At 69.6% G+C, this 20,618-nt stretch carries 23 protein-coding genes and 1 pseudogene; 15 read left to right on the top strand and 9 right to left on the bottom strand.

All coding sequences use genetic code 11. From position 1 onward, the window contains the following. The first annotated feature begins 176 nt into the window (after positions 1 to 176). The 4 genes and pseudogenes from DDE10_RS17620 (at position 177) to ruvA (ending at position 2,383) form a co-directional block, all read left to right on the top strand. Positions 177 to 419 carry a DUF2312 domain-containing protein gene (locus DDE10_RS17620; RefSeq protein WP_114954097.1) on the top strand — a complete coding sequence of 81 codons (243 nt, stop codon included), beginning with the start codon at positions 177 to 179 and terminating at the stop codon, positions 417 to 419. Between the two features lie 35 nt (positions 420 to 454). Continuing rightward, positions 455 to 1,198 carry a YebC/PmpR family DNA-binding transcriptional regulator gene (locus DDE10_RS17615; protein WP_114954096.1) on the top strand — a complete coding sequence of 248 codons (744 nt, stop codon included), beginning with the start codon at positions 455 to 457 and terminating at the stop codon, positions 1,196 to 1,198. A 13-nt stretch (positions 1,199 to 1,211) separates the two neighbouring features. Continuing rightward, positions 1,212 to 1,691 (top strand): annotated as a pseudogene (ruvC, locus tag DDE10_RS17610) (crossover junction endodeoxyribonuclease RuvC); the annotation flags it as partial. Between the two features lie 86 nt (positions 1,692 to 1,777). Further along, positions 1,778 to 2,383: a Holliday junction branch migration protein RuvA gene (ruvA, locus tag DDE10_RS17605; RefSeq protein WP_114954094.1), complete on the top strand. Its 606-nt coding sequence runs from the start codon at positions 1,778 to 1,780 to the stop codon at positions 2,381 to 2,383. Positions 2,384 to 2,405: 22 nt separating this feature from the next. On the opposite strand, the gene DDE10_RS17600 is transcribed toward ruvA, so the two are convergent. Beyond that, the gene (locus DDE10_RS17600) at positions 2,406 to 3,533 is read right to left on the bottom strand and encodes a dipeptidase (protein WP_162806704.1); all 1,128 of its coding nucleotides are present in this window, start codon (positions 3,531 to 3,533) and stop codon (positions 2,406 to 2,408) included. A gap of 101 nt (positions 3,534 to 3,634) precedes the next feature. Between DDE10_RS17600 and ruvB the strand changes: the two genes are divergently transcribed. The 8 genes from ruvB to pal all read left to right on the top strand — a co-directional run bounded on the left by ruvB (position 3,635) and on the right by pal (position 10,254). Beyond that, entirely contained in the window at positions 3,635 to 4,657 is a 1,023-nt protein-coding gene (gene ruvB, locus DDE10_RS17595; protein ID WP_114954092.1) for a Holliday junction branch migration DNA helicase RuvB, read from the top strand. Positions 4,658 to 4,669: 12 nt separating this feature from the next. Next, positions 4,670 to 5,812 carry a DUF3089 domain-containing protein gene (locus DDE10_RS17590; RefSeq protein ID WP_114954091.1) on the top strand — a complete coding sequence of 381 codons (1,143 nt, stop codon included), beginning with the start codon at positions 4,670 to 4,672 and terminating at the stop codon, positions 5,810 to 5,812. 88 nt (positions 5,813 to 5,900) lie between these two features. Continuing rightward, positions 5,901 to 6,359: a tol-pal system-associated acyl-CoA thioesterase gene (gene ybgC, locus DDE10_RS17585; RefSeq protein WP_114954090.1), complete on the top strand. Its 459-nt coding sequence runs from the start codon at positions 5,901 to 5,903 to the stop codon at positions 6,357 to 6,359. A gap of 8 nt (positions 6,360 to 6,367) precedes the next feature. Then, positions 6,368 to 7,042: a protein TolQ gene (gene tolQ, locus DDE10_RS17580; protein WP_114954138.1), complete on the top strand. Its 675-nt coding sequence runs from the start codon at positions 6,368 to 6,370 to the stop codon at positions 7,040 to 7,042. Positions 7,043 to 7,063: 21 nt separating this feature from the next. Continuing rightward, positions 7,064 to 7,513 carry an ExbD/TolR family protein gene (locus tag DDE10_RS17575; protein ID WP_114954089.1) on the top strand — a complete coding sequence of 150 codons (450 nt, stop codon included), beginning with the start codon at positions 7,064 to 7,066 and terminating at the stop codon, positions 7,511 to 7,513. Beyond that, the gene (locus tag DDE10_RS17570; RefSeq protein ID WP_114954088.1) at positions 7,513 to 8,346 is read left to right on the top strand and encodes a hypothetical protein; all 834 of its coding nucleotides are present in this window, start codon (positions 7,513 to 7,515) and stop codon (positions 8,344 to 8,346) included. Before DDE10_RS17575 ends, DDE10_RS17570 begins: the two co-directional genes overlap by 1 nt. Then, positions 8,346 to 9,698: a Tol-Pal system beta propeller repeat protein TolB gene (gene tolB, locus DDE10_RS17565; RefSeq protein WP_114954087.1), complete on the top strand. Its 1,353-nt coding sequence runs from the start codon at positions 8,346 to 8,348 to the stop codon at positions 9,696 to 9,698. The genes DDE10_RS17570 and tolB overlap by 1 nt, the downstream gene beginning before the upstream one ends. A gap of 34 nt (positions 9,699 to 9,732) precedes the next feature. After that, complete coding sequence (gene pal, locus DDE10_RS17560) at positions 9,733 to 10,254, top strand: peptidoglycan-associated lipoprotein Pal (protein ID WP_114954086.1); 522 nt, start codon at positions 9,733 to 9,735, stop codon at positions 10,252 to 10,254. A 92-nt stretch (positions 10,255 to 10,346) separates the two neighbouring features. Here pal and DDE10_RS17555 read toward each other — a convergent pair whose 3' ends face one another. The 6 genes from DDE10_RS17555 to lgt form a co-directional block, all read right to left on the bottom strand. Next, positions 10,347 to 11,192, bottom strand: coding sequence for a S1/P1 nuclease (locus tag DDE10_RS17555; RefSeq protein WP_114954085.1), 846 nt, complete (start codon positions 11,190 to 11,192; stop codon positions 10,347 to 10,349). Positions 11,193 to 11,263: 71 nt separating this feature from the next. Beyond that, positions 11,264 to 12,565, bottom strand: a complete 1,302-nt coding sequence (locus DDE10_RS17550; RefSeq protein WP_114954084.1) for a cystathionine gamma-synthase family protein — start codon at positions 12,563 to 12,565, stop codon at positions 11,264 to 11,266. 144 nt (positions 12,566 to 12,709) lie between these two features. Further along, entirely contained in the window at positions 12,710 to 13,471 is a 762-nt protein-coding gene (pgeF, locus tag DDE10_RS17545) for a peptidoglycan editing factor PgeF (protein ID WP_114954083.1), read from the bottom strand. Beyond that, positions 13,468 to 13,986, bottom strand: coding sequence for a GNAT family N-acetyltransferase (locus DDE10_RS17540; RefSeq protein WP_284734742.1), 519 nt, complete (start codon positions 13,984 to 13,986; stop codon positions 13,468 to 13,470). The genes pgeF and DDE10_RS17540 overlap by 4 nt, the downstream gene beginning before the upstream one ends. After that, entirely contained in the window at positions 13,986 to 14,993 is a 1,008-nt protein-coding gene (locus tag DDE10_RS17535; RefSeq protein WP_114954082.1) for a class I SAM-dependent methyltransferase, read from the bottom strand. The genes DDE10_RS17540 and DDE10_RS17535 overlap by 1 nt, the downstream gene beginning before the upstream one ends. Next, complete coding sequence (lgt, locus tag DDE10_RS17530; RefSeq protein WP_284734741.1) at positions 14,986 to 15,855, bottom strand: prolipoprotein diacylglyceryl transferase; 870 nt, start codon at positions 15,853 to 15,855, stop codon at positions 14,986 to 14,988. Before lgt ends, DDE10_RS17535 begins: the two co-directional genes overlap by 8 nt. Positions 15,856 to 15,927: 72 nt before the next feature. Here lgt and DDE10_RS17525 point away from each other — a divergent pair, with 72 nt between their 5' ends. After that, positions 15,928 to 17,604 (top strand): class I adenylate-forming enzyme family protein, encoded by a 1,677-nt coding sequence (locus DDE10_RS17525; protein ID WP_114954081.1) that lies wholly within the window; start codon positions 15,928 to 15,930, stop codon positions 17,602 to 17,604. Positions 17,605 to 17,647: 43 nt separating this feature from the next. Beyond that, positions 17,648 to 18,076: a hypothetical protein gene (locus DDE10_RS17520; RefSeq protein ID WP_162806703.1), complete on the top strand. Its 429-nt coding sequence runs from the start codon at positions 17,648 to 17,650 to the stop codon at positions 18,074 to 18,076. A 12-nt stretch (positions 18,077 to 18,088) separates the two neighbouring features. Here the strand turns inward: DDE10_RS17520 and DDE10_RS17515 are convergent, their stop codons facing one another. Together DDE10_RS17515 and rarD are read right to left on the bottom strand one after the other, a co-directional pair. Further along, positions 18,089 to 18,685: a YdeI/OmpD-associated family protein gene (locus DDE10_RS17515; protein ID WP_114954079.1), complete on the bottom strand. Its 597-nt coding sequence runs from the start codon at positions 18,683 to 18,685 to the stop codon at positions 18,089 to 18,091. A 58-nt stretch (positions 18,686 to 18,743) separates the two neighbouring features. Beyond that, the gene (gene rarD / locus DDE10_RS17510; RefSeq protein WP_114954078.1) at positions 18,744 to 19,652 is read right to left on the bottom strand and encodes an EamA family transporter RarD; all 909 of its coding nucleotides are present in this window, start codon (positions 19,650 to 19,652) and stop codon (positions 18,744 to 18,746) included. Between the two features lie 424 nt (positions 19,653 to 20,076). Here rarD and DDE10_RS17505 point away from each other — a divergent pair, with 424 nt between their 5' ends. Beyond that, a complete protein-coding gene (locus tag DDE10_RS17505; protein WP_114954077.1) occupies positions 20,077 to 20,595 on the top strand; it encodes a hypothetical protein in 519 nt (172 codons plus the stop codon). The last annotated feature ends 23 nt before the right edge of the window (positions 20,596 to 20,618 follow it).

Genomic DNA, 20,618 nt, shown 5'->3' with positions numbered 1-20,618 from the left:
GCGGCGGCCCCTTGCTGGAAGTCGATTGCGCCCATAACCGGTCGGCCCCACAGTGCAACCCGGTTGAGCCGGCAGCATCGAGGCACCGGAACTCCCCGACCCGGCGAAAAACCGGTTCCCTCTTTTCCGCGCGATGCTCTAGAGCAGCGCCTCAACCCGAAATCATGGAGCGTGAATTGGCGGAAGGGAATGTCGCGGCCGACGAGCTGAGGCTGCTGATCGAGCGTATCGAGCGGCTCGAGGAAGAGAAGAAGGCGATCGGCGACGACGTGAAGGACGTCTACGCCGAAGCGAAGGCACGCGGTTATGACCCGAAGACGATGCGCACCATCGTCCGCCTGCGCAAGATGGACAAGGACGCGCGCGACGAGGCGGAGGCCCTGCTCGAGACCTACAAGGCCGCGCTGGGCCTGGCCTGAAGCGCTGAACGCAGCAAGGAAGGGAGCAGGCGGCGATGGCCGGCCACAGCAAGTTCAAGAACATCATGCATCGCAAGGGGGCGCAGGACAAGAAGCGCTCGGCGATGTTCTCAAAGCTGTCGCGCGAGATCACCGTGGCGGCGAAGATGGGCGCCCCCGATCCCGACATGAACCCGCGCCTGCGCGCGGCGGTGAATGCCGCGCGCGCCCAGTCGATGCCCAAGGACAATATCCAGCGGGCAATCGACAAAGCGAGCGGCGGCGACGCCGAGGATTATGAGGAGATCCGCTACGAGGGCTTCGGCCCGGGCGGAGTGTCGCTCGTCGTCGAGGCGCTGACCGACAATCGCAACCGCACCGCCACCAACGTGCGCACCATCTTCTCCAAGAATGGCGGCAATCTCGGCGCCTCGGGATCGGTGACCCACGGCTTCGATCGGCTCGGCCTGGTCACCTATCCCGTCACCGCCGGCTCCGCGGACGCCCTGTTCGAGGCCGCGATCGAGGCCGGTGCCGAGGACGTGGAATCCGGGGAGGAGGTTCACGAGATCTGGACCGCGCAGGACAGCCTCCACGAAGTCGCCCGGGCGCTCGAGGAGAAGCTCGGCGCGCCGGAGAGCGTCAATCTCGCCTGGCGGCCGCAGACCTCGGTCGACGTCGCCGGCGAGGATGCCGAGAAGCTGATCAAGCTGGTCGAGACGCTCGAGGACGATGATGATATCCAGACCGTCTGGGGCAATTACGAGATGTCGGAAGAGACGTTGGAGAAGCTAGCATAAAGAGCGAGGGGGCATGCTGATCATCGGCCTGGATCCCGGCCTCGGCTGCACCGGCTGGGGCGTCATCGCGGCCGAGGGCAACCGGCTGAGCCATGTCGCCAACGGACAGATCCGCACCGACTCGAAACAGGGCCTTCCCGAGCGTCTGGCGCGGCTCGATGCGGCCCTGGGCGGAGTGCTCGACCTGCACCGGCCCGGCGGCGCGGCGGTCGAAGAGGTCTTCCTCAACGAGAACCCCCAGTCGACGCTCAAGCTCGGCCATGCCCGCGGCGTCGTCATCCTGTCGGTCGCCCGGCGCGGGCTCGACGTCGGCGAATATGCCGCCCGGCTGGTCAAGAAGGCGGTGGTCGGAGTCGGCGGCGCCGAGAAGGCGCAGGTCCATGCCATGGTCCAGCGGCTGCTGCCGGGGACCAAGGTCGCCGGCGCCGATGCCGCCGACGCCCTCGCCGTCGCCATTACCCACGCCCATCACCTCGCCAGCCGGCGCGCGCTGGAACCCCGGTCGTCCGGGAGCGCTGCGCCGCGAGACGGTGCGTTGACGGGCGAGAATCGGGCGATCCGCAACAAGGGTCACGCGGCATGATCGCCAAGTTGCGGGGCCTGCTCGACGGCTTCGGGACCGATTTCGCGGTGATCGACGTCGGCGGCGTCGGCTATCTCGTCTTCGCCTCGACGCGGACGCTGGCGCAGCTCGGCGCGATCGGCGACGAGGTCGTGCTCCACACCGAGATGCTGGTCGCCGAGGATTCGATCCGCCTCATCGGCTTCTCGACCGCAGCCGAGCGGGACTGGTTCCGTCTCCTGGTCTCTGTCCAGGGCGTCGGCGCCCGCGTGGCGCTCGCCATCCTCTCGGCCCTGAACGCCGACGAGCTGCACAATGCCATCGCCGCCGGCGACAGCCGGATGATCACCCGCGCCCAGGGCGTGGGCCCGAAGCTCGCGCAGCGGATCGTGCTCGAATTGAAGGACAAGATGGGCGGCGTCGCGCTCGGGCCCGGCGCCGCCGGCGGCACCGCGCCGATCCCGGCCGGCAGCCATGCCCAGGATGCGGTGTCGGCTCTGCTCAATCTCGGCTTCCGTCCCGCCGAGGCGGCAGCGGCGGTCGGCAAGGCCGAGACCGAGCTCGGGCCGGAGGCCAGTCTCGACCAGCTGGTGCGGACCTCGCTCAAGATGGCGGCGCGGTGACGAAGGCGCGCCGGCCTTCGCCTCAGCCGCCCCAGACCTCGCCGAACAACCGCACGAAATTTCCGCCGAGCACCTTGTCGATCCGGGCCGAGCTCCAGCCTCGGCGGCGCAGGTCCGCCGCCATCCGGTCGTAGCGCGCCGCATCGTTATAGCCCTCGACGAGGTTGAGCACGTCCGCGGCCTCTCCGGGAGCGGCGATGCCGCGGCGCGACCGTTCCTCGAAGAAGCGTCGCTGCTCCGCGCGGGTCTCGTCATTGACCGTATAGCCGAGGAAGGGGTTGTCGGTGCCGATACCGACATGATCCTCGCCGCAGACGTCGATGGCGTGATCGAGGTGGCGAAGCAGGTCTTCCCGCCCCGGCTGGCCGGCGGTGCGCAGGAAGGGCATCAGATAGAGGCCGAAGACCCCGCCCTTCTCCGCCAGCGCACGCATCTGCGCGTCATGGGTGTTGCGCGGCAGATCGGCGAGGGCCCGGCAGCCGCTATGGGTTATGGCCGGCGGCGCAGTGCTGGCGGCGATCCCCTCCGCGATTGTGCGGGGACCGGCATGGCTGAGATCGAGCAGCAAGCGGGCGCGGTTGATCCGCCCGATCACCTCCCGGCCGAAATCGGAGAGACCGGCATCGGCGCGCTCGAGACAGCCGTCGCCGGCGAGGTTGCGCTTGTTGTAGGTGAGCTGGATCACGCGCACGCCGAGACTGGCGAACGTGTCGACCCGGTCGGGTACGGCCTCCAGCGCGACGGTGTCCTGGAAGTTGTAGATCAGGCCGACACGCCCGGCGGCGCGCGCGGCCTCGATATCGGCGGCGCGCTCGACCCGGGAGAAGAGGGCCGGGTGGTCGGCGAGGAAGCGGTTCCAGCCGGCGAGATCCTCGACGGCGCCGCGAAACGCGTCCGGGACATTGCCGACCGGCCCGATCGTGCAGCTGACGAGATCGATGCGGCGGGCCCGTATCGCCTCGACCAGCCGGGGCGAGGCGACGTATCGCCCGTCGGCCCCGCGATCGAGGCCATCGATGCCGCCCTGAGCGTCGACATAGATCGACCTGTCGGCCGCCGCACGCGGCGCGGGCTGCGCACGCAGCGAGAAGGGGAGCAACGATGCCGCCCCGGCCGCGCCGGCGCTCAGGATGAACTCGCGACGATGCATGGCCGGGCCCTCCGATCCATCGAGGTTAGGAAAGAAGCGGTCGCCGCTCAAGCGCGGCAAAGCCGCTCGACACCCGACTCGCTTGCGCTATGGCTGAGGCCATGGATCAGGACCGCGTCATGTCCGCCGAGCGTCGCCCCGAGGACCTCGACGCCGCGCTGCGGCCGAAGACGCTCGCCGAGTTCGTCGGCCAAAAAGCGGCGCGCGAGAATCTGCGGGTGTTCATCGACGCCGCCAAGGGGCGCGGCGATGCGCTCGACCATGTCCTGTTCTTCGGACCCCCGGGGCTCGGCAAGACCACGCTCGCGCAGATCATCGCCCGCGAGCTCGGCGTCGGCTTCCGGGCCACGTCCGGCCCGGTCATCGCCAAGTCGGGCGATCTCGCCGCCCTGCTCACCAATCTCGAGGATGGCGACGTCCTGTTTATCGACGAGATCCACCGGCTCAGTCCCGCCGTCGAGGAGATACTCTATCCGGCGATGGAGGACCGGGTCCTCGACCTGATGATCGGCGAAGGCCCGTCGGCCCGCTCGGTCCGCATCGACCTGCCCAAATTCACCCTGGTCGGCGCGACCACCCGGCAAGGGCTGATCACGACGCCACTGCGCGACCGGTTCGGCATTCCGGTGCGGCTCGCTTTCTATTCGGTCGACGAGCTGGAGAAGGTGGTGCGCCGCGCGGCCGGGCTGCTCGGCCTCGCCATCACCGACGACGGCGCGCGCGAGGTGGCGCGACGCTCGCGCGGCACGCCGCGCATCGCCGGACGGTTGCTCCGCCGGGTCCGGGACTTCGCCCAGGCGGCCGGCCAGGCCGAGGTGGACGCGCGTGCGGCCGATTCCGCCTTGACCCGGATGGAGGTCGACCAGCTCGGCCTGGACGCGATGGACCGCCGTTACCTCCACATGATCGCCGACATCTATCGAGGCGGCCCGGTCGGCGTCGAGACGCTCGCCGCCGGCCTCAGCGAGCCGAGGGACACGATCGAGGAAGTGATCGAGCCCTATCTGATCCAGCTCGGCCTCATCGCCCGCACGGCCCGCGGCCGCTGCCTCAACGGACCGGGATGGACCCATCTCGGCCTGCCGCAGCCGAGCGGCCAGGCCGGCCTGTTCGACGCCAAATAGGGAAAATCGCGCATGAAAGCCTGGATCGCCGCCCTCGGCCTCGCCCTCGCCTCGCCGCTCGCGGCGCAGGCGCCGGAGAGTGATCCGGTCGACTATGCGGACGAGACCCGCTGGCTTTGCCTGCCGGACCGCGACGATCCCTGCAGCCGGCCGTTGCCGACCGCGGCGCTCAATCCGAACGGCTACGGCTCGATCGGCGAGGTCAAGCCCGCGCAGGATCCGCCGATCGACTGCTTCTACGTCTACCCGACCGTGTCGCGCGATTCCGGCCTGATCAGCGACCTCGCTGCCGGCCCGGAGGAGCAGGGCGTCGCCACTCTCCAGCTGGCACGCTTCGCGACCCTGTGCCGCACGTTCGCCCCGCTCTATCGCCAGGCGACGCTGGCGGCGATCCCGCGCGTGGCGGCGGGCGAGGACGTGACGCCGATCTTCGACCGGGCCTATGGCGACGTCCTCGCCGCCTGGCGCCATTATCTCGAACACCACAATCAGGGCCGTCCCTTCGTCCTCATCGGTCACAGCCAGGGCACCATCCATCTCACCCGGCTGCTCGCCGAGGAGATCGAGAATGAGCCTGCCGCGGGGCGCCTGCTCTCGGCGCTGCTGATCGGCTTCGCCGTCGAGGTGCCGGAGGGCGAGGTCGTCGGCGGCAGCTTCCAGCGGACGCCGCTGTGCACCCGCCTCGGCCAGACCGGCTGCGTCATCACCTACATGTCGTTCCGCGCCACCAATCCGCCGCCGCCCGGCGGTATGTTCGGCCGGGCGGCGCGCCCGGGCATGACCGCCGCCTGCACCAACCCCGCGGCGCTCGGCGGCGGCACTGCACCGCTCGATTCCTACTGGTTCGCGGCGGAGGGCGGCTTCGGCGCGTCGGACATCGCCTGGTCGAGCGAGGGCACGCCGCCGGTGCCGTTCCTTCGCACCGAAGGGCTGGTCTCCGCCGCCTGCATCAATCGCGGCGCGACCGGCTATCTGTCGGTGCTGGTGAATGCCGATCCGGCCGACGCGCGTACCGACGACATCCCCGGCGATGTCCGCGTCGGCGGCAGGATCCTGCCCGACTGGGGCCTCCACATCACCGACATGAACCTCGCCATGGGCGACCTGCTGCGCGCCGTCGAAGCCCAGCGGGACGCCTATCGGCGGCGCCGCTGAGGCGGAACAACGCACAAACGGCTCGGCTCGTCCCAGGCGGCGGGCCAAGGGGTTCGTCGCGGCGGCAAGGCCGATACAGGGCCGTTCCGTGAACCTGGACATCGACAAGCCCTATGAAGGCGCCTGGATCGGGCGCACGCATCATTTCGCGCTCAGGGTCTATTTCGAGGACACCGACGTTGCCGGCGTCGTTTACTACGCCAACTATCTGAGATTCCTGGAGCGCGCGCGATCGGACATGCTGAGGGCCGCCGGCATAGACCAGCGCGCCGTCCTGGAGGCGGGCGACGGCGTCTATGTCGTCGCCGAGGCGCGCATCAAATATCTCCGCCCGGCGAAGCTCGACGACGTGCTGCTGGTGCTGAGCGAGGTCGAGGAGGTGCGCGCCGCAAGCTGCCTCATTCATCAGCGAGTCAGGCGCGGGCATCAACTGCTCGCCGATGCGCAGATCAGGGCCGCCTTCATGTCGGCGGACGGGAGGCCCAGGCGCCAGCCGCGCGATTGGGTGGCGAAATTCGAGCGACTGAAGAAGGAAGGGGTGGAGTGAGCAACAATATGCCGACCGATATGATGTCGCCGATCGCCTTGTTCCTGCAGGCGGACATCGTCGTGAAAGCGGTGATGATCGGCCTGCTGCTTGCCAGCGTGTGGACCTGGGCGATCATCGTCGGCCACTGGGTGCGCATGCGCCGTATCAACCGCGACAATGAGCGGCTCGAGCGCGAATTCTGGAAAAGCGAGGACATAGACAGCTTCTACGAGACCCGGGGCCGGAGCGACCTTCCCTCGGCCAAGATCCTTGCCGCCGGAATCGCCGAATGGCGCCGCTCGACCGCGGGCAAGACCGTCGATCGGGACGGGACCCGCCAGCGCCTGGCCGTCGCCCTTCATTCGGCGGTCGCCGCGGAGACCGACCGGGTCGCGTCGCGGCTCAACATCCTGGCGACGGTCGGGGCGGTGGCCCCCTTCGTCGGCCTGTTCGGCACGGTGTGGGGCATCATGCGCAGCTTCACCGACATTGCCGGCCAGCAGAATACCAGCCTGGCCGTGGTCGCACCCGGTATTGCCGAGGCCCTGTTCGCCACCGCGCTCGGCCTGTTCGCCGCCATCCCGGCGGTGATCGCCTATAATCGCTTCAGTTACGGCATCAATCGCCTCGAAGCCCGCCTGCAGCGCTTCGCCGACGGCTTCCACGGCACGCTCAGCCGCGAGCTCGAGGCGGAAGCATGAGCGCGGACGAGAAGAGCTGACATGGCGATGGGACCCATTCTCGGCCCCGGGCAGCGCACCCGCCGATCGCCGATGGCGGAGATCAACGTCACGCCGATGGTCGACGTCATGCTGGTGCTGCTCATCATCTTCATGGTGACGGCGCCCCTGCTCGCCACCGGCGTCCAGGTCGACCTGCCCGAATCCAAGGCGGCGCCGCTCGACCAGGACCGCGAGCCGCTGGCGGTCTCGATCGACGCCACCGGCGGCGTGTTCATCGACGACACGCCGGTGCCGGACGAGATGCTCGCCGGACGGCTGGCCCAGATCGTGTCCGTTTCCGGCGAAGAAGGCGGTCCGCGCATCTTCCTGAGGGCCGATCGCGGCCTGCATTACGGCCGGGTCATGCAGGTGATGGGCGAGATGAACCGTGCCGGCATGCGCCGGGTGTCACTGGTCAGCCTCGGCGAGCCCGGCGACGGGGCCCGCTGATGGATCGGGCGGAGAGGACCGGCTTCGGCGTCGCCTTCGTCGGGCACGCGGCCATCCTCGCCGCCCTGATCTGGCTCGGCCGCCCGAATTCGGAAGCGCCGCAGACCAAGGCCTTCGAAGTGTCGTTCGTCGACGAGGTCGGCCTCACTTCCGCGGCGCCGATGCCGACCCAGCAGCCCGCCGCCGCGGCGACCGCCCCGGAAGCGGGCCCGGTCGATGATTCGGCGGCGGCCCCGGCCCCCGCCGAGGCGGCGCCGCCCGTGCCGGATCCGCGGCCGGTGCCCGAGCAGCCGGCGCTGACGCGCCAGCCGCGCACGCGGCCCGAGCCGCCGCGCCAGCAGCCGACCCGCCCGATCACGCGCCAGACCCGCAGCGAGCCGAAGCAGACCCGGCCGAGCGAGAGCGGAACCGGCGAGCGCAGCCGGCGCCCGCTGATCGGCGACGACATCCTCAAGGGCATCGGCGACGATCGCCAGTCGCGGAGCAACGCGCCGCCGGCCGAGGTGCCGGGCGCGGCGCGGGCGAGCATCAATGCCGCTATCCGCCGCGCGCTCATTCCCTGCGAACGACAGCCGCTGCCGGCGCCCGAGGCCGGGGCGATCAAGGTGAATGTCCGCGTCCAGCTCAACCGCGACGGCAGCCTTGCCGACGCGACCGTCACCCGGGTGATCAACGACGATCCGGGCCTGCGGAACTATGAGCGGCGGATGCGCGATCTTGCACTGTCGATCGTGCGCGGCTGCACGCCCATCCGGGGCTTGCCGGCCGAATATTACGACGCTCCCCGCGGCTGGCGGCAGTTCACCTACCAATTCGATCCGAGGCAGTCCTGATGAAGATGCTCAGCTCATTGAAGCCCCTGCTCGCCGGCGTCGCCCTGCTGCTCGTCGTCGCCCCCGCCGCGGCGCAGCAGCAGGCGGCCGACCGGCCGGTCGAAGAGGACGAGCCGATCCGCGTCGGCGAGGGCGTCACCACCGCCATCCCGATCGCCATTCCGTACATGCCGACGCCGCGCCCGGCGGACACGGCGGCGGGCAACACCCAGAATCTGGGCCGCCAGGTGGCGGAGATCGTGGCCACCGACCTCAGGAATTCGGGGCTGTTCACGCCGATCGGCCCCCCGGGGCTCCCGGCCGTTTCCTTCCCGCAGGTCACTGCGCCCGATTTCGGGGCCTTCTCGCCGACCGGCGCCAACAATCTCGTCCAGGGCTTCGTCCAGGCCAATCCGGACGGGACGCTGACCGTCGGCTGCTATCTCTACGACGTCACCCTGCGATCGGAGCTGACCCGCCAGGGCTATGTCGTCCAGCCGCCGGAATGGCGCCGCGCCGCGCATCGCTGCGCCGACACCATCTATTCGCGGCTGACCGGCGAGGGCGGCTATTTCGATACCCGCATCGTCTACGTGTCCGAGACCGGGCCGGCGCGGCGGCGGATCAAGCGGCTGGCGATCATGGACTATGACGGCGCCAACCACCGCTTCCTGACCAACGGGCAGTGGACGGTGCTGACGCCGCGTTTCGCGCCGAACCAGCAGACAATCACCTTCATGACCTACCAGGACGAGCGCCCCCGGGTGATGGTCTACGAACTCGATTCCGGACGCACCCGGCCGCTGGTCCAGCAGCCCCATATGACCTTCGCGCCGCGCTACTCGCCGGACAGCCGCTACATCATCTTCTCGATGGCGGTGAACGGGAATACCGACATCTACCGGATCCCGGTGAGCGGCGGCTCGCCGCAGCGGCTCACCAACTCGCCCGGCGTCGATACCGGCGGCTCCTATTCGCCGGACGGCAGCCGGATCGTGTTCGAGAGCGACCGCAGCGGATCGCAGCAGCTCTACGTGATGAATGCCGACGGATCGGACCAGCGGCGGATCAGCTTCGGCGGCGGCGGCTACGCCACCCCGGTGTGGAGCCCGCGCGGCGACCTCATCGCCTTCACCCGCACCGGCAGCTTCCAGATCGGGGTGATGAGCCCCGGCGGATCGGGCGAGCGAATCCTCACCCGCGGCGGCTTCGCCGAAGGCCCGACCTGGGCGCCGAACGGCCGGGCGGTCATGTTCACCCGCGGCGCCAGCTCCGGCCAGCTCTGGTATGTCGACGTCGCCAGCGGCACCACGCGCCGCGTGCCGACGCCGCTCGGCGGCTCCGATCCCGCCTGGTCGCCGCTTCGCGACTGAACCCATTTACGAGTCGACCACGATGGAGGACAGAATGAAGAAAAGCATGATCAGCCTGGTGGCCGCCGCTGCGTCGCTGTCGCTGGTGGCGGGCTGCGCCCCGCGCACCCGGGAGCTTCCGCCCGAGCCGCCGAGCTCCTCGACCCCCGGCGACCTGGGCAACCAGGACAGCACGATCGGCGGCACCGCCGTTCCGGGCTCGCGCGCCGACTTCCTCCAGAGCGTTCCCTCGGACCGCGTCCTGTTCGGCTTCGACAGCTATTCGATCGATGCCGAAGCGCGGGCGATCCTCGACGCCCAGGCGCAATGGCTGAACCGCAATCCGAACGTGCGGGTGACGATCGAGGGCCATGCCGACGAGCGCGGCACCCGCGAGTACAACCTCGCCCTGGGCGACCGCCGTGCCAACGCCGCGCGCGACTATCTCCAGTCGCGCGGCATCGCGGCGAACCGGATGCAGACGATCAGCTGGGGCAAGGAGCGTCCCGCGGTCGAAGGCTCCAACGAATCGGCCTGGGCGCAGAATCGCCGCGCCGTGACGGTGGTGCCGGAATAAGGAGGTCCATGCCTCCAAGGGGAGGGTCGGGGCTGTTCGAAACGCCTCGACTCCCCCTCTCCCGGCCTTTCCCCTGAAGGGGAGAGGGCTGCTCAGGCGAGAGCTTCGTCGAGCATCCTTGCCAGGCGCAGGCCGCCGCGGGCGGCCTGGAGGCGGACGATCGGGATCAGCCGGCGGGTCATCGCCTCGTCGATGACGGGCCGTTCCTCGGGGACCTCGCCGCAGGGGTCGCCGAGGACGGAGGCGTAGGCGAAATCCCGGCTGGCCCGCCAGCTTTCCCGCGCCCAATCCTCGAGCGAACCGGTCCGCATCGCCGACTTCTGCAAAGGCGAAAGCTCCGACAGGATCCCCGCCGCGCCGGCGGCCGGCGTCGAAATCGCGCGCTCGCCGAGATAGCCGTCCCAGGCGAGATGCAGGTTGGTGCGCCCCTCGATCAGCCCGTAGGCGACGCGCAGCCGGTTGCCGCCGAGATCGCCGCGGTCGCCGGAGTGGAGCGGCTGGTGGAGATCGCCGACGAGGTGGATGAGAAAGGCCAGGGCCATCACCCGCTCGCGGACCGGCACCGCCTCGTCGGCGAGCAGCCGCGCGTTGCGCTCGATCTGGGCGGAGACGCAATGGCCGTCCCGGCAGGCCGCCTCCTGGTCGAACGGACGGCAGACGTCGACATTCTGATAATGCCAGGAGGCGGCATAGCTGAACCGGTCGCCGAGCTCCTTCACGCAATCGGGCCAGGTGCTCGCCTCCGCCATCGTCGCGGCGGCGCAGGTCGGGGTGTCGAGCAAGGCCGAGCGGGCGAGGAGAGCGCGGATGCGCGCCCGCGTCGCCGGCCGGATCTCGGCCTCGGCGATCCGGGCGACGGTCTCGTGCCCGTAATCCCACCAGGCGAGCGCCGGGCTCGGCAGGAACAGAAGCACGATCAGGGCGGACAGACGCAGCACGGTGAACTCACTGATGACGAGGATCCGCCGGCAGGCGCCGGCGGACCTTTGCGGGGCTGGAAGCGGAGGGCTCAGACGGCGCCGAGCGCCTGGTCGAAATCGGCGATCAGGTCGTCGGCATCCTCGACGCCGATCGAGATGCGGACGAGATTGTCGGTGATGCCGAGCGCCTGCTTGCGCGCGTCGGGGACCGAGAGGTGGGTCATCGCCGCCGGCGCGCTGGCAAGCGTCTCGGTGCCTCCGAGGCTGACCGCGAGCTTGGCGATCCTGAGACTGTCGAGGAAGGCGAAGGCCTCCTTCTCCCCGCCCTTGAGATAGAGCGAGAAGGTCGATCCGGCGCCGGTGCAGTGTCGGCGATAGATGTCGGCCTGCCGTCCCTCGGTGAGGAAGCCGAGATAGCCGACGCTGTCGACCTTGGCATGGTCGCGCAGGAAGGCGCAGACCTTCGCCGCATTCTCGCCGGCGCGCGTCATGCGCAGCTCCAGCGTCTCGAGGCTGCGCAGCAGCATCCAGGCGGTGTTGGGATCGGTGATCGTGCCGATCGTGTTGCGCATCATCCGGATCGGGGTGATCAGCGCCTCCGATCCGACCACGCCGCCGGCGACGAGATCGCTGTGCCCGCCCGCATATTTGGTGAGCGAGTAGACGGAAAGGTCGGCGCCGTGGCGAAGCGGGTGGTGCCAGAGCGGGCCGAGGAAGGTATTGTCGATGGCGATGGGCGGCGGATTGTCCGGAAAGGCCGCGTCGCGCACCTTGCGCACCGCCTCGACGTCGACCAGCTGGTTGGTCGGGTTGGCCGGGCTTTCGAGATAGATGAGCGGCACCCGCCCCATCGCCTTCGCCCGATCGAGCACGTCGGCGATCTCCTGCTCGGTCGCGCCGGCGGCGAAATCGAGCCACTTGATGTCGAAGCGGCCGAGGATGCGGCCGATCAAGGTCTCCGTCGCCGCATAGAGCGGACCCGAATGGACGACGACGTCGCCCGGCTGGACGAAGGTCAGCAGGAGGGTGGCGATGGCGGACATGCCCGACGAGAAGCTCAGCGAATCCTCGGCATCCTCCCAGACGCTGAGCCGGTCCTCGAGGATCTCCTGATTCGGACCGTTGAAGCGCGAATAGACGAGACCCTCGGAGCCGCCCGGCCGCTTGCCGGTGACGCCTTCGAAGTGGCGCTTGCCGGCTTCGGCACTCTCGAAGACGAAGGTCGAGGTGAGGAAGATGGGCGGCTTCAACGCGCCTTCGGAGAGCGCCGGATCATAGCCGTGGCCCATCATCAGGGTGGACGGCTTGAGCCGGCGGCCGCCGATCTCGAGGACGTCGGGCTTCGGACGGCGGCGAGGGGTCGCGCCGGTCAGCTTGGCTTCGTCTACCATCATGGTCTCCGGCCCTCGCCGCGCGCATCGGCTCGCAAGCGCGCCGGCATCGGGGCCTCTCGAGGTTTTGATGGCGGTGCCCTAGCCGAAGCAGGGCGCGGCTATCTAGCCCCGGCGAAAGCCGCCGGCGGCGGATCTCCGGCCTCAGGCGGGGAGCGAGACGAGCGAGATCTGGCGGCCGTAATCGGCCTCGCTGCGATGGGTGGCGCGCCTGAAGCTGAAGAATCGGTCGGCGTCGCCATAGGTGTCCAGGCCGAGAGCCTCGACCCGCCGCAGCCCGGCCGCGCCGAGCCGGGCGGCGACATAGCCTTCCAGGTCGAACTGGTGATGCCCTTCGCGTCCCGACGAGAAGAAGCGGTCATTGTCCGGATCGGCCTCGGCGAAGCGCCGCGCGAAGCCATCGTCGACCTCGTAGCTCCGGCGCGCGATGCACGGGCCGATCGCCGCGGCGATGCGGCCGCGATCGGCGCCGAGCCCCTCCATCGCCGCCAGCACCGATTCGACGACTCCGCCGAACGCCCCCTTCCATCCGGCATGGGCGGCGCCGACCACCCCCGCCTGCGCATCGGCCAGCAGGACGGGCGCGCAATCCGCGGTGAGAATGCCGAGGACGAGGCCCGGCCGATCGGTGACGACCGCGTCGGCGCGGGGCCGCGCGTCGTCCGGCCAGGGCCCGACGGCGACCTCGGTCTGCGCGGAATGGACCTGATGGACGGTGACCAGCTGCGCGCCCGGCGCCACCGCTGCGACCGCGCGGCGGCGGTTCTCGACGATCGCGGTGCGGTCGTCGTCGGAGCCGAGGCCGACATTCAAGCCCGAGCAGATGCCCCGGGAGACACCGCCGCGCCGGCCGAGGAAGCCGTGCGGCACCGCCAGCAATCCGGACGTGATGACTTCGACCGTCACGAGGCCAGCCTCTTTCGCATGATCAGATCCTCGTCCGCATGGGTGCCGACCATGAAGGCATAGGTGCCGACATAGTCGAAGCCGTAGCGTTCGTAGAAGCGCCGCGCACGCTGGTTGTCGATGAAGACGGACAGATAGACGTCGCCGGCGCCGCGGGTGCGGGCCTCGTCGAGCACCCAATCCATTAGTTCCGCGGCGACCCCGGCGCCGTGCCAGGGCCGCAGCACGTAGAATTGGCGAAGCTCGATGCTGGCGGGACCGGCCTCGACCGGGAGCGACGGCGGCGCGAGCTTGGCATAGGCCGCCGGCCTGCCCTCCGATTCGCCGAGACGGACGGCGAAGCCCGGATCGGCCAGCTCCCGGCGCCATTTCTCCTCGGAATGATTGGCGAGAAAGGCGGCGAGATTCTCCGGCGTGTAGAGGTGGCCGAACGTCTCGATGAAGGTATCGCGGCCGAGATCCGCCAGGATCGGAGCATCGTCGGGGCCCGCCATCCGCCAGCTGATCGCCGCCATCAGAACCCCACCGGTTCCGGCCAGGACGGCGCGACCAGCGCCATCGCCTTGAACAGCCGGCCCATTTGCGACGGCGCGATCAGACGGTGGCGCGCGGCGGCGATCTCCGCGGTCCGCTCCGGCGCGGCCTTGGCGAGCGAAGCGGCGCGGATCTGGATCCCCATCGCCTCCAGCCAATCGCCCTGCGTCGTCGGACCGCAGATCCGGACACCTTCCGATCGCGCGGCCGCCGCCAGCGCGGCGAAATCGACATGAGCGGTGAGATCGCGGCTCCCCGGCGCCTCCCATGGATCGGCAAAGGCATGGCCGGCGACCGCCTGCAGCGTATCGCCGACCCCGGTCCGGTCGTGACCGTAATCGACGATGAGGGCGGCCCCGCTTTGGGCGACGAGGCGGCGCGAAAGATCCCGCACGATCGCGACCGACGCGGGCGAGGCCTCGGTGACCGGGGAGCCGTTCTCGCGGACGAACCGCCCGCCTTCGAGATGGACCCGGAGCTCGCGACCGTCGCCATATTGATGCACCGGCAGCGCATCGAAGAATTCGTTGGCGACGATCAGGAGCGGCCCCCGGTCGGGGACGGTGGAAAGATCGTCGTGCCAGCGGGCGGGCGGCAGCCGCTCCGACTGGGCCCGGCGCAGCACGGGGCTGGTCTCGACCAGCTCGAGCGGCGGCTCGAGCCCGGCGCCGCGCATCGCCCTCAGCGCATCCTGCGCGAGGGTACCCCGCCCCGGGCCGAGCTCGACATAGCGCAGGCCCGAAGGCCGGCCGGCGCGGATCCAGAGGTCGGCAAGCCAGATGCCGATCAGCTCTCCGAACATCTGGCTGATCTCCGGCGCGGTGACGAAATCGCCCGCGCGCCCGAACGGATCGCGGGTCGCGTAATAATGCGCGTTCGCCTCCGCCATATAGTCGGCGACGCTGATCGGGCCCTCGCGCGCGATCCGGCCGGCGAGGCGTTCGGCGACGTCCCCCCCAGCCGCGGCCGGGCGAGCCGACTCAGGCATTTTCGGGCACCGGCCGGACATTGGCCGCGCGCCGCCCGGCGGTCAGCACAAGATAAAGGCCGCCGAGGATCATCGGCAGGGACAGCCACTGGCCCATGTGGAGGTGGGTCATCCGGGCGAACTCCATCAGCTGGGCATCGGCTTCGCGGAAGAATTCGACGAAGAAGCGGCTGAGGCCGTAGACGAGCAGGAACGCGCCGACGAGCCGGCCGGGCTGGTAGCGCGCCCGCGTCCGCCAGAACATGTACCAGAGGATGAGGAAGAGGACGATGCCCTCGAGCAACGCCTCGTAGAGCTGGCTGGGATGACGGGGAAAGGGGCCGCCATCGGGAAAGACGATCGCCCAGGGCACGTCGGTGGTGCGCCCCCACAATTCGCCGTTCACGAAATTGGCGACGCGGCCAAGAAACAGCCCGAACGGGACGCAGCAGGCGACGTAGTCGTGGATCCGCAGCCAGTCGAGCTTGTGCTGGCGGGCCATCCACAGGATGCCGAGCGTGACGCCGATGACGCCGCCGTGGAAGGACATGCCGCCGTCCCACAGCTGCGGGATCTCGATCGGGTTCTGGAGATAGTAAAGCGGCCGGTAGAAGAGCACGTAGCCGAGGCGGCCGCCGAGGATGATCCCGAGCGTGGCGTAGAAGACCATGTCGTCGGCGTGACGCCGGGCCATGGGCGCCCCGGGCTGGCCGAGCAGCTTCATCAGGTACCACCAGCCGAGGACGATGCCCGCCAGGTAGGCGAGGCTGTACCAGCGCAGCTGGAAGAAGCCGAGGTCGAGCGCGATCGGGCTGAGACCGAGCTCTTCGAACCGGATCGCGCCCGTACTTATTGTCAGCGTTGTCAGTAGGACGTCGATCAAGGCTTCCCCCTCAAGGCTCGCGCCTTCATAGAGGGGGGAGAAAGAAAGGCAAAGCGAAGGAGAGGCGCGGAAATGCCGAGCATGCTCGACCGCAAGTATGACGCGGTCCTGGCCAAGGTGATCGGCGAGGGCGGCCGAGTCCAGATCGGGCGCGATCCCGACGGCCGCGCGATCGTCGCCAATTTCCCGCCCGCCCTGCCGGCCCTGTTCGATATCTTCTGCGCGCTCAACGGCGCCGCCGAGGGCGTCGTCGCCGGCGACGAACGGCTGACCTTCGCCGAGCTCAACCAGCATGCCACCCGCCTGGCGCGGGCGCTCGCCGGGTCCGGAATCGCCAAGGGCGACCGGATCGCCATCGCGATGCGCAATTGTCCGGCCTGGATCGTCTGCTGGATGGCCGTCCTCAAGGCCGGCGGGATCGCGACCTTGATCAACGGCTGGTGGCAGGCCGACGAGATGCGCCACGCCCTCGCCCTGACCGAGCCGAAGCTGGTCGTCGCCGACGCGCCGCGCGCGAAGCGGATCGAGGCGACCGGACTCGGCATGCCGGTGGTGACGCTCGACATCGACCGGCCGGTCGGCGAGGCGATCGCACCTTTGGTCGGCGAGGCCGAGGCGGACCTGCCGGAGATCGCGCCCGAGGACGACGCCACCATCCTGTTCACCTCGGGCTCGACCGGGCTGGCCAAGGGCGCGGTCTCCACCCACCGCGCCGTCACCACCGGCGTCTACGCCTATGCGATCGGCCTGATGACCCTGCTCGGCATCAAGGAAAGCGAAGGCCAGCCGCCGGTGTCGCCGCCGAGGACGCTGGTCAACGTCCCGCTGTTCCACGTCACCGGCGAGGTGCCGGTGCTGCTCAACAGCTTCGTCATCGGCCGGACCATGGTGCTGATGCCGCGATGGGATGCGGGCGAGGCGCTGCGCCTGATCGAGCGCGAGAAGATCACCTATTTCGTCGGCGTCCCGACGATGAGCCTGGAGCTGATGCAGCATCCGGACCGGGAGAAATACGACCTGTCCAGCCTCACCGACATCGCCGCCGGGGGCGCGCCCCGGCCGGTCTCGCACGTGACCCGGCTGGAGGAGAGCTTCACGGCGGCGCAGCCCGCTCTGGGCTACGGCCTGACCGAGACCAATGCGGTCGGGTGCAGCAATTTCTGGTCGAACTATCATGAAAAGCCGGCCTCGACCGGCCGGGCGCAGCAGCCGCTGGTGGAGATCGCGATCCTCGGCGACGGCGACCTCCATCTGCCGGCCGGGGAGCGGGGCGAGATCGCGATCCGATCCGCCGCGAACATCCGCGGATACTGGCGCGACGAAACGGCGACGCGCGCCGCTTTGACCGAGGACGGCTATGTGCGCACCGGCGACATCGGCTATCTCGACGAGGACGGCTACCTCTTCATCGTCGACCGCAAGAAGGACATCATCATCCGCGGCGGCGAGAATATCAGCGCCCAGGAGGTGGAGGCGGCGATCTACGCGCATCCGGCGGTATCCGAAGCGGCGGTGTTCGGGGTTCCGGACGAAAGGCTCGGCGAGGTGCCCGGAGCGGTCGTCTACAGCGAGACCGGCGGGGTCGATCCGGACGGACTGCTCGCCTTCCTCTCGGAGCATATCGCCCAGTTCAAGCTGCCGGCTTATGTCTGGATGGACGGCGAGCCGCTGCCCAAGCTCGGCACCGGCAAGATCGACAAGGTCGAGCTGAGGGAGCGCTATCACAAGCTGGCGGCCGAGGCCGCATGAGCCGGGAAGGCCGGGGCGCACGCCCCATTCAACGGAGAGCATGGTGAAGAATGCGGCGAGGGCCGAGGACATGAGGCGGGCGGCGAGGCAGGGGCTCATCGGAATGGCGGTCCTGGCCGCCGCCGGCTGCGATTCGCCGCCGGCGGCCGAGCCGCGGCCCCCGATCAAGATCACCAATCCCCATCACGACCAGCTGACCGCGCTGACTCCCGACATGCAGCGGCTCGGGCTGATGCGGGCGATCCGCGACAATGGCCGCCGCTGCCAGCGGGTCGAGGCGGCCGGCTACCAGGAGGATTACCGCCAGATGGCGCTGTGGGTGGCGCTGTGCAACGACGAGCGCCGGTGGGCCGTGTTCATCGCCCCCAATGGCGACACCCAGGTCCGGCAGTGCACCGAGATGCGCCAGCTCGGCCTGCCGGAATGCCGGCCGCTCGACGGTCCGCCGGCGGCGGCGTCGCGCGAGGGCTGAGCCGCACGCGCCTCAGCAATTCTCGTATTTCCAGTGGCGGCGCTTGCCCTCGGCCAGCCACTCGACGGCCAAAGCGAGCCGCTTCGTCCGCGTCTCGTCGCGCTTGGCGCCGCCGATCCAGTCGACATAGTCGCGCTGCGCCCCCGGCGGGAAGCCGTCGAAGGTCGCGGCCGCGGCGGCATTGGCATCGAGGGCGGCGCGCATGTCCTGCGGCACGGCGAGAGGCGCCTTGGGCTTCGTCGCGCGAGGCGGCCTCACGCCCGATTCGGCGAGCTCCATCGCCTTGCGGACCATCGCTTCGAGCTCGGCCTGCGGCGGCAGATCCTCGACACTGCGCAGGCGGCCGAACTGTCCCATCCCCTCGCCCTGCGCGCCGCCTTCGCCGACGATCTGGCTGCCCCGCCAGAAGCCGAAGGCGGCGTGCGTCCTGAACGCCGACATGCCGGCGAGCAGGATGCCGCGATAGGTGAAATAGGGCATGCCCCATTTCAGCGTCTCGACGCCGTCGGGACAGGCCGCGTGAACCAGCGCGCGCAGATGCTCGAGGATCGGCCGGGCGAAATCCGCCTGCCGCGCGATATAGGCGTCCACCCTGGGATCGGTCTGCATGTCGCCGCCTCCTGCCGGTCGCCTGAGGATAAGGCGATTCGCGGCGCCGACAAAGACGTCAGGAAGGAATCTTGGCGGTCCGGGAGCGGGCCGCCCGCACGCCTTCGACCGTGAAGATGGCGAGGGCAGTCCAGATCGCGCCGAAGCAGACCAGGTGCGGGACGGTCAGCGGCTCGCCGAACGCCAGCACCGCGAGCAGGAACTGGAGCGACGGCGCGACATATTGGAGAAATCCGAGGGTCGAATAAGGCAGCCGGCGCGCGGCGGCGGTGAAGAGAAGCAGGGGAATGGCGGTGATCATGCCGCCGAGCGCGAGCAGGATATCGGTGCCGAGTCCGACATGGCCGAAGGCGAGCTCCCCGGAAGCGCGCATCCACAGCAGCCAGGCGAGCGCGACCGGCGCGAGCATCGCCGTCTCGATCGACAGGCCCTCGGCCGAATCGACCGGCGCGACCTTGCGGACAAAGCCGTAGAGACCGAAGCTCGCGGCGAGGGTGAGGCTGATCCACAGCCCCGAACCTGCGCCGACCGCGAGCACCGCCACGCCGGCCCCGGCCAGCACGGTGGCGAAGACCTGCGGCCGGGTGAGACGCTCCCCGAGCAGGACGACGCCGAGCAGGACGTTGATCAGCGGGTTGAGATAATAGCCGAGGCTTCCTTCGAGCACATGGCCGCTGACCACCGCATAGATGTAGGTCAGCCAGTTGATCGCGATGAGCAGCGAAGTGACGATCAGGGTGACGACGACGCGGCCGCTGCCCAGCGCCGCACGGATCGCCGACCAGCGCCGCCAGAAGGTGATCAGCAAGGCCAGGAAGGCGATCGACCAGACGATCCGATGGGCGACGATCTCGAGTGCCGACACATGGGCGAGCGCCTTGAAATAGAGCGGGAGCACGCCCCAGAGGAGATAGGCGGTGAAGCCGAGCAGGAGCCCGGTGCGCTGGCTTCCGGCATCGGATGGCATGGCGCGCGCCCTAGGGTCCAAGCTCGATTAGGAGGCGGATCGGGATCGGCCGGAGGCGGCGGCTGGATAGGAGAGCGGCGCAGGCCGGGCTGGGGACCCGGCCGAGCCGATCGACGACGCCAGCCGCCGCCTCCGGCCGACCGCGAAGCGGCGGGCTGTGCACAGGTGCGGATTGCCCCCGGCAATCCGCAGCCATGTCCGGGGGACATGGCGACCTGCTGCACTTTGCCGCCCGGACGGCGTCGCTGCGTCGGTCACGATGCACAAGCATCGCTCCCTCCTTGCTCCTTGCCGGACAACAAAATCGAACCCGTCACGACCGTCTCCTAATCGAGCTTGGGCCCTAAGCCTCGCGCCAAGGGCCGGCAAGCCGGCGATTGTATTATGCATGTAACACAGCTAGTCTGACGCGAGGAGGTACGCCATGGCCCTACGTCTCACCCTGCTCACCGCGGCCGCGGCCGCCGCGCTCGGCGGCTGCGAGGCCCGGATCGGCAACGATGCGCCGCCCGTCGCCGAGAATGCCTCGGCCGAGGGCCGTGCCGAGGAAGGCCGCCTCACCGTCGAGGCCCCCGGCTTCAACCTGTCGATCGCCATTCCCGAGGGCGTCAGGTCAGACGTCGACCAGCAGGACGGGCTCATCTATCCGGGCTCGACCATGGCCGGCATCCACGTCCAGGGCCGTCCGGACCAAAGCGGCGGCGAGGGCGACGGCGAGGTCGAGCTTCGCTTCAGCTCCGGCGACGCGGTCGACAGGGTCGCCGCCTGGTATCGGGATCCCGCCCGCCGCGAGGACATCAGCGTCGAGGCGCAGGCGCCGGAGGGGAGCGGCCTGAGGCTCTCCGGAACCGCCGGCCGCGACGGCGGCCGGTTCACCTTGCGCCTGGCGCCGCGCGACGGCGGCGGGACGGAGGGCCGGTTGCTCCTGTCCGACCGCAATTGACAGGAGCGGCGGCGGCGGCAGGC

This window comes from Sphingosinicella terrae (assembly GCF_003347635.1).
Taxonomy (GTDB): domain Bacteria; phylum Pseudomonadota; class Alphaproteobacteria; order Sphingomonadales; family Sphingomonadaceae; genus Allosphingosinicella; species Allosphingosinicella terrae.
Note: the sequence above shows the minus strand (reverse complement) of the source record. Positions and strands in the feature narration are given on the sequence as shown.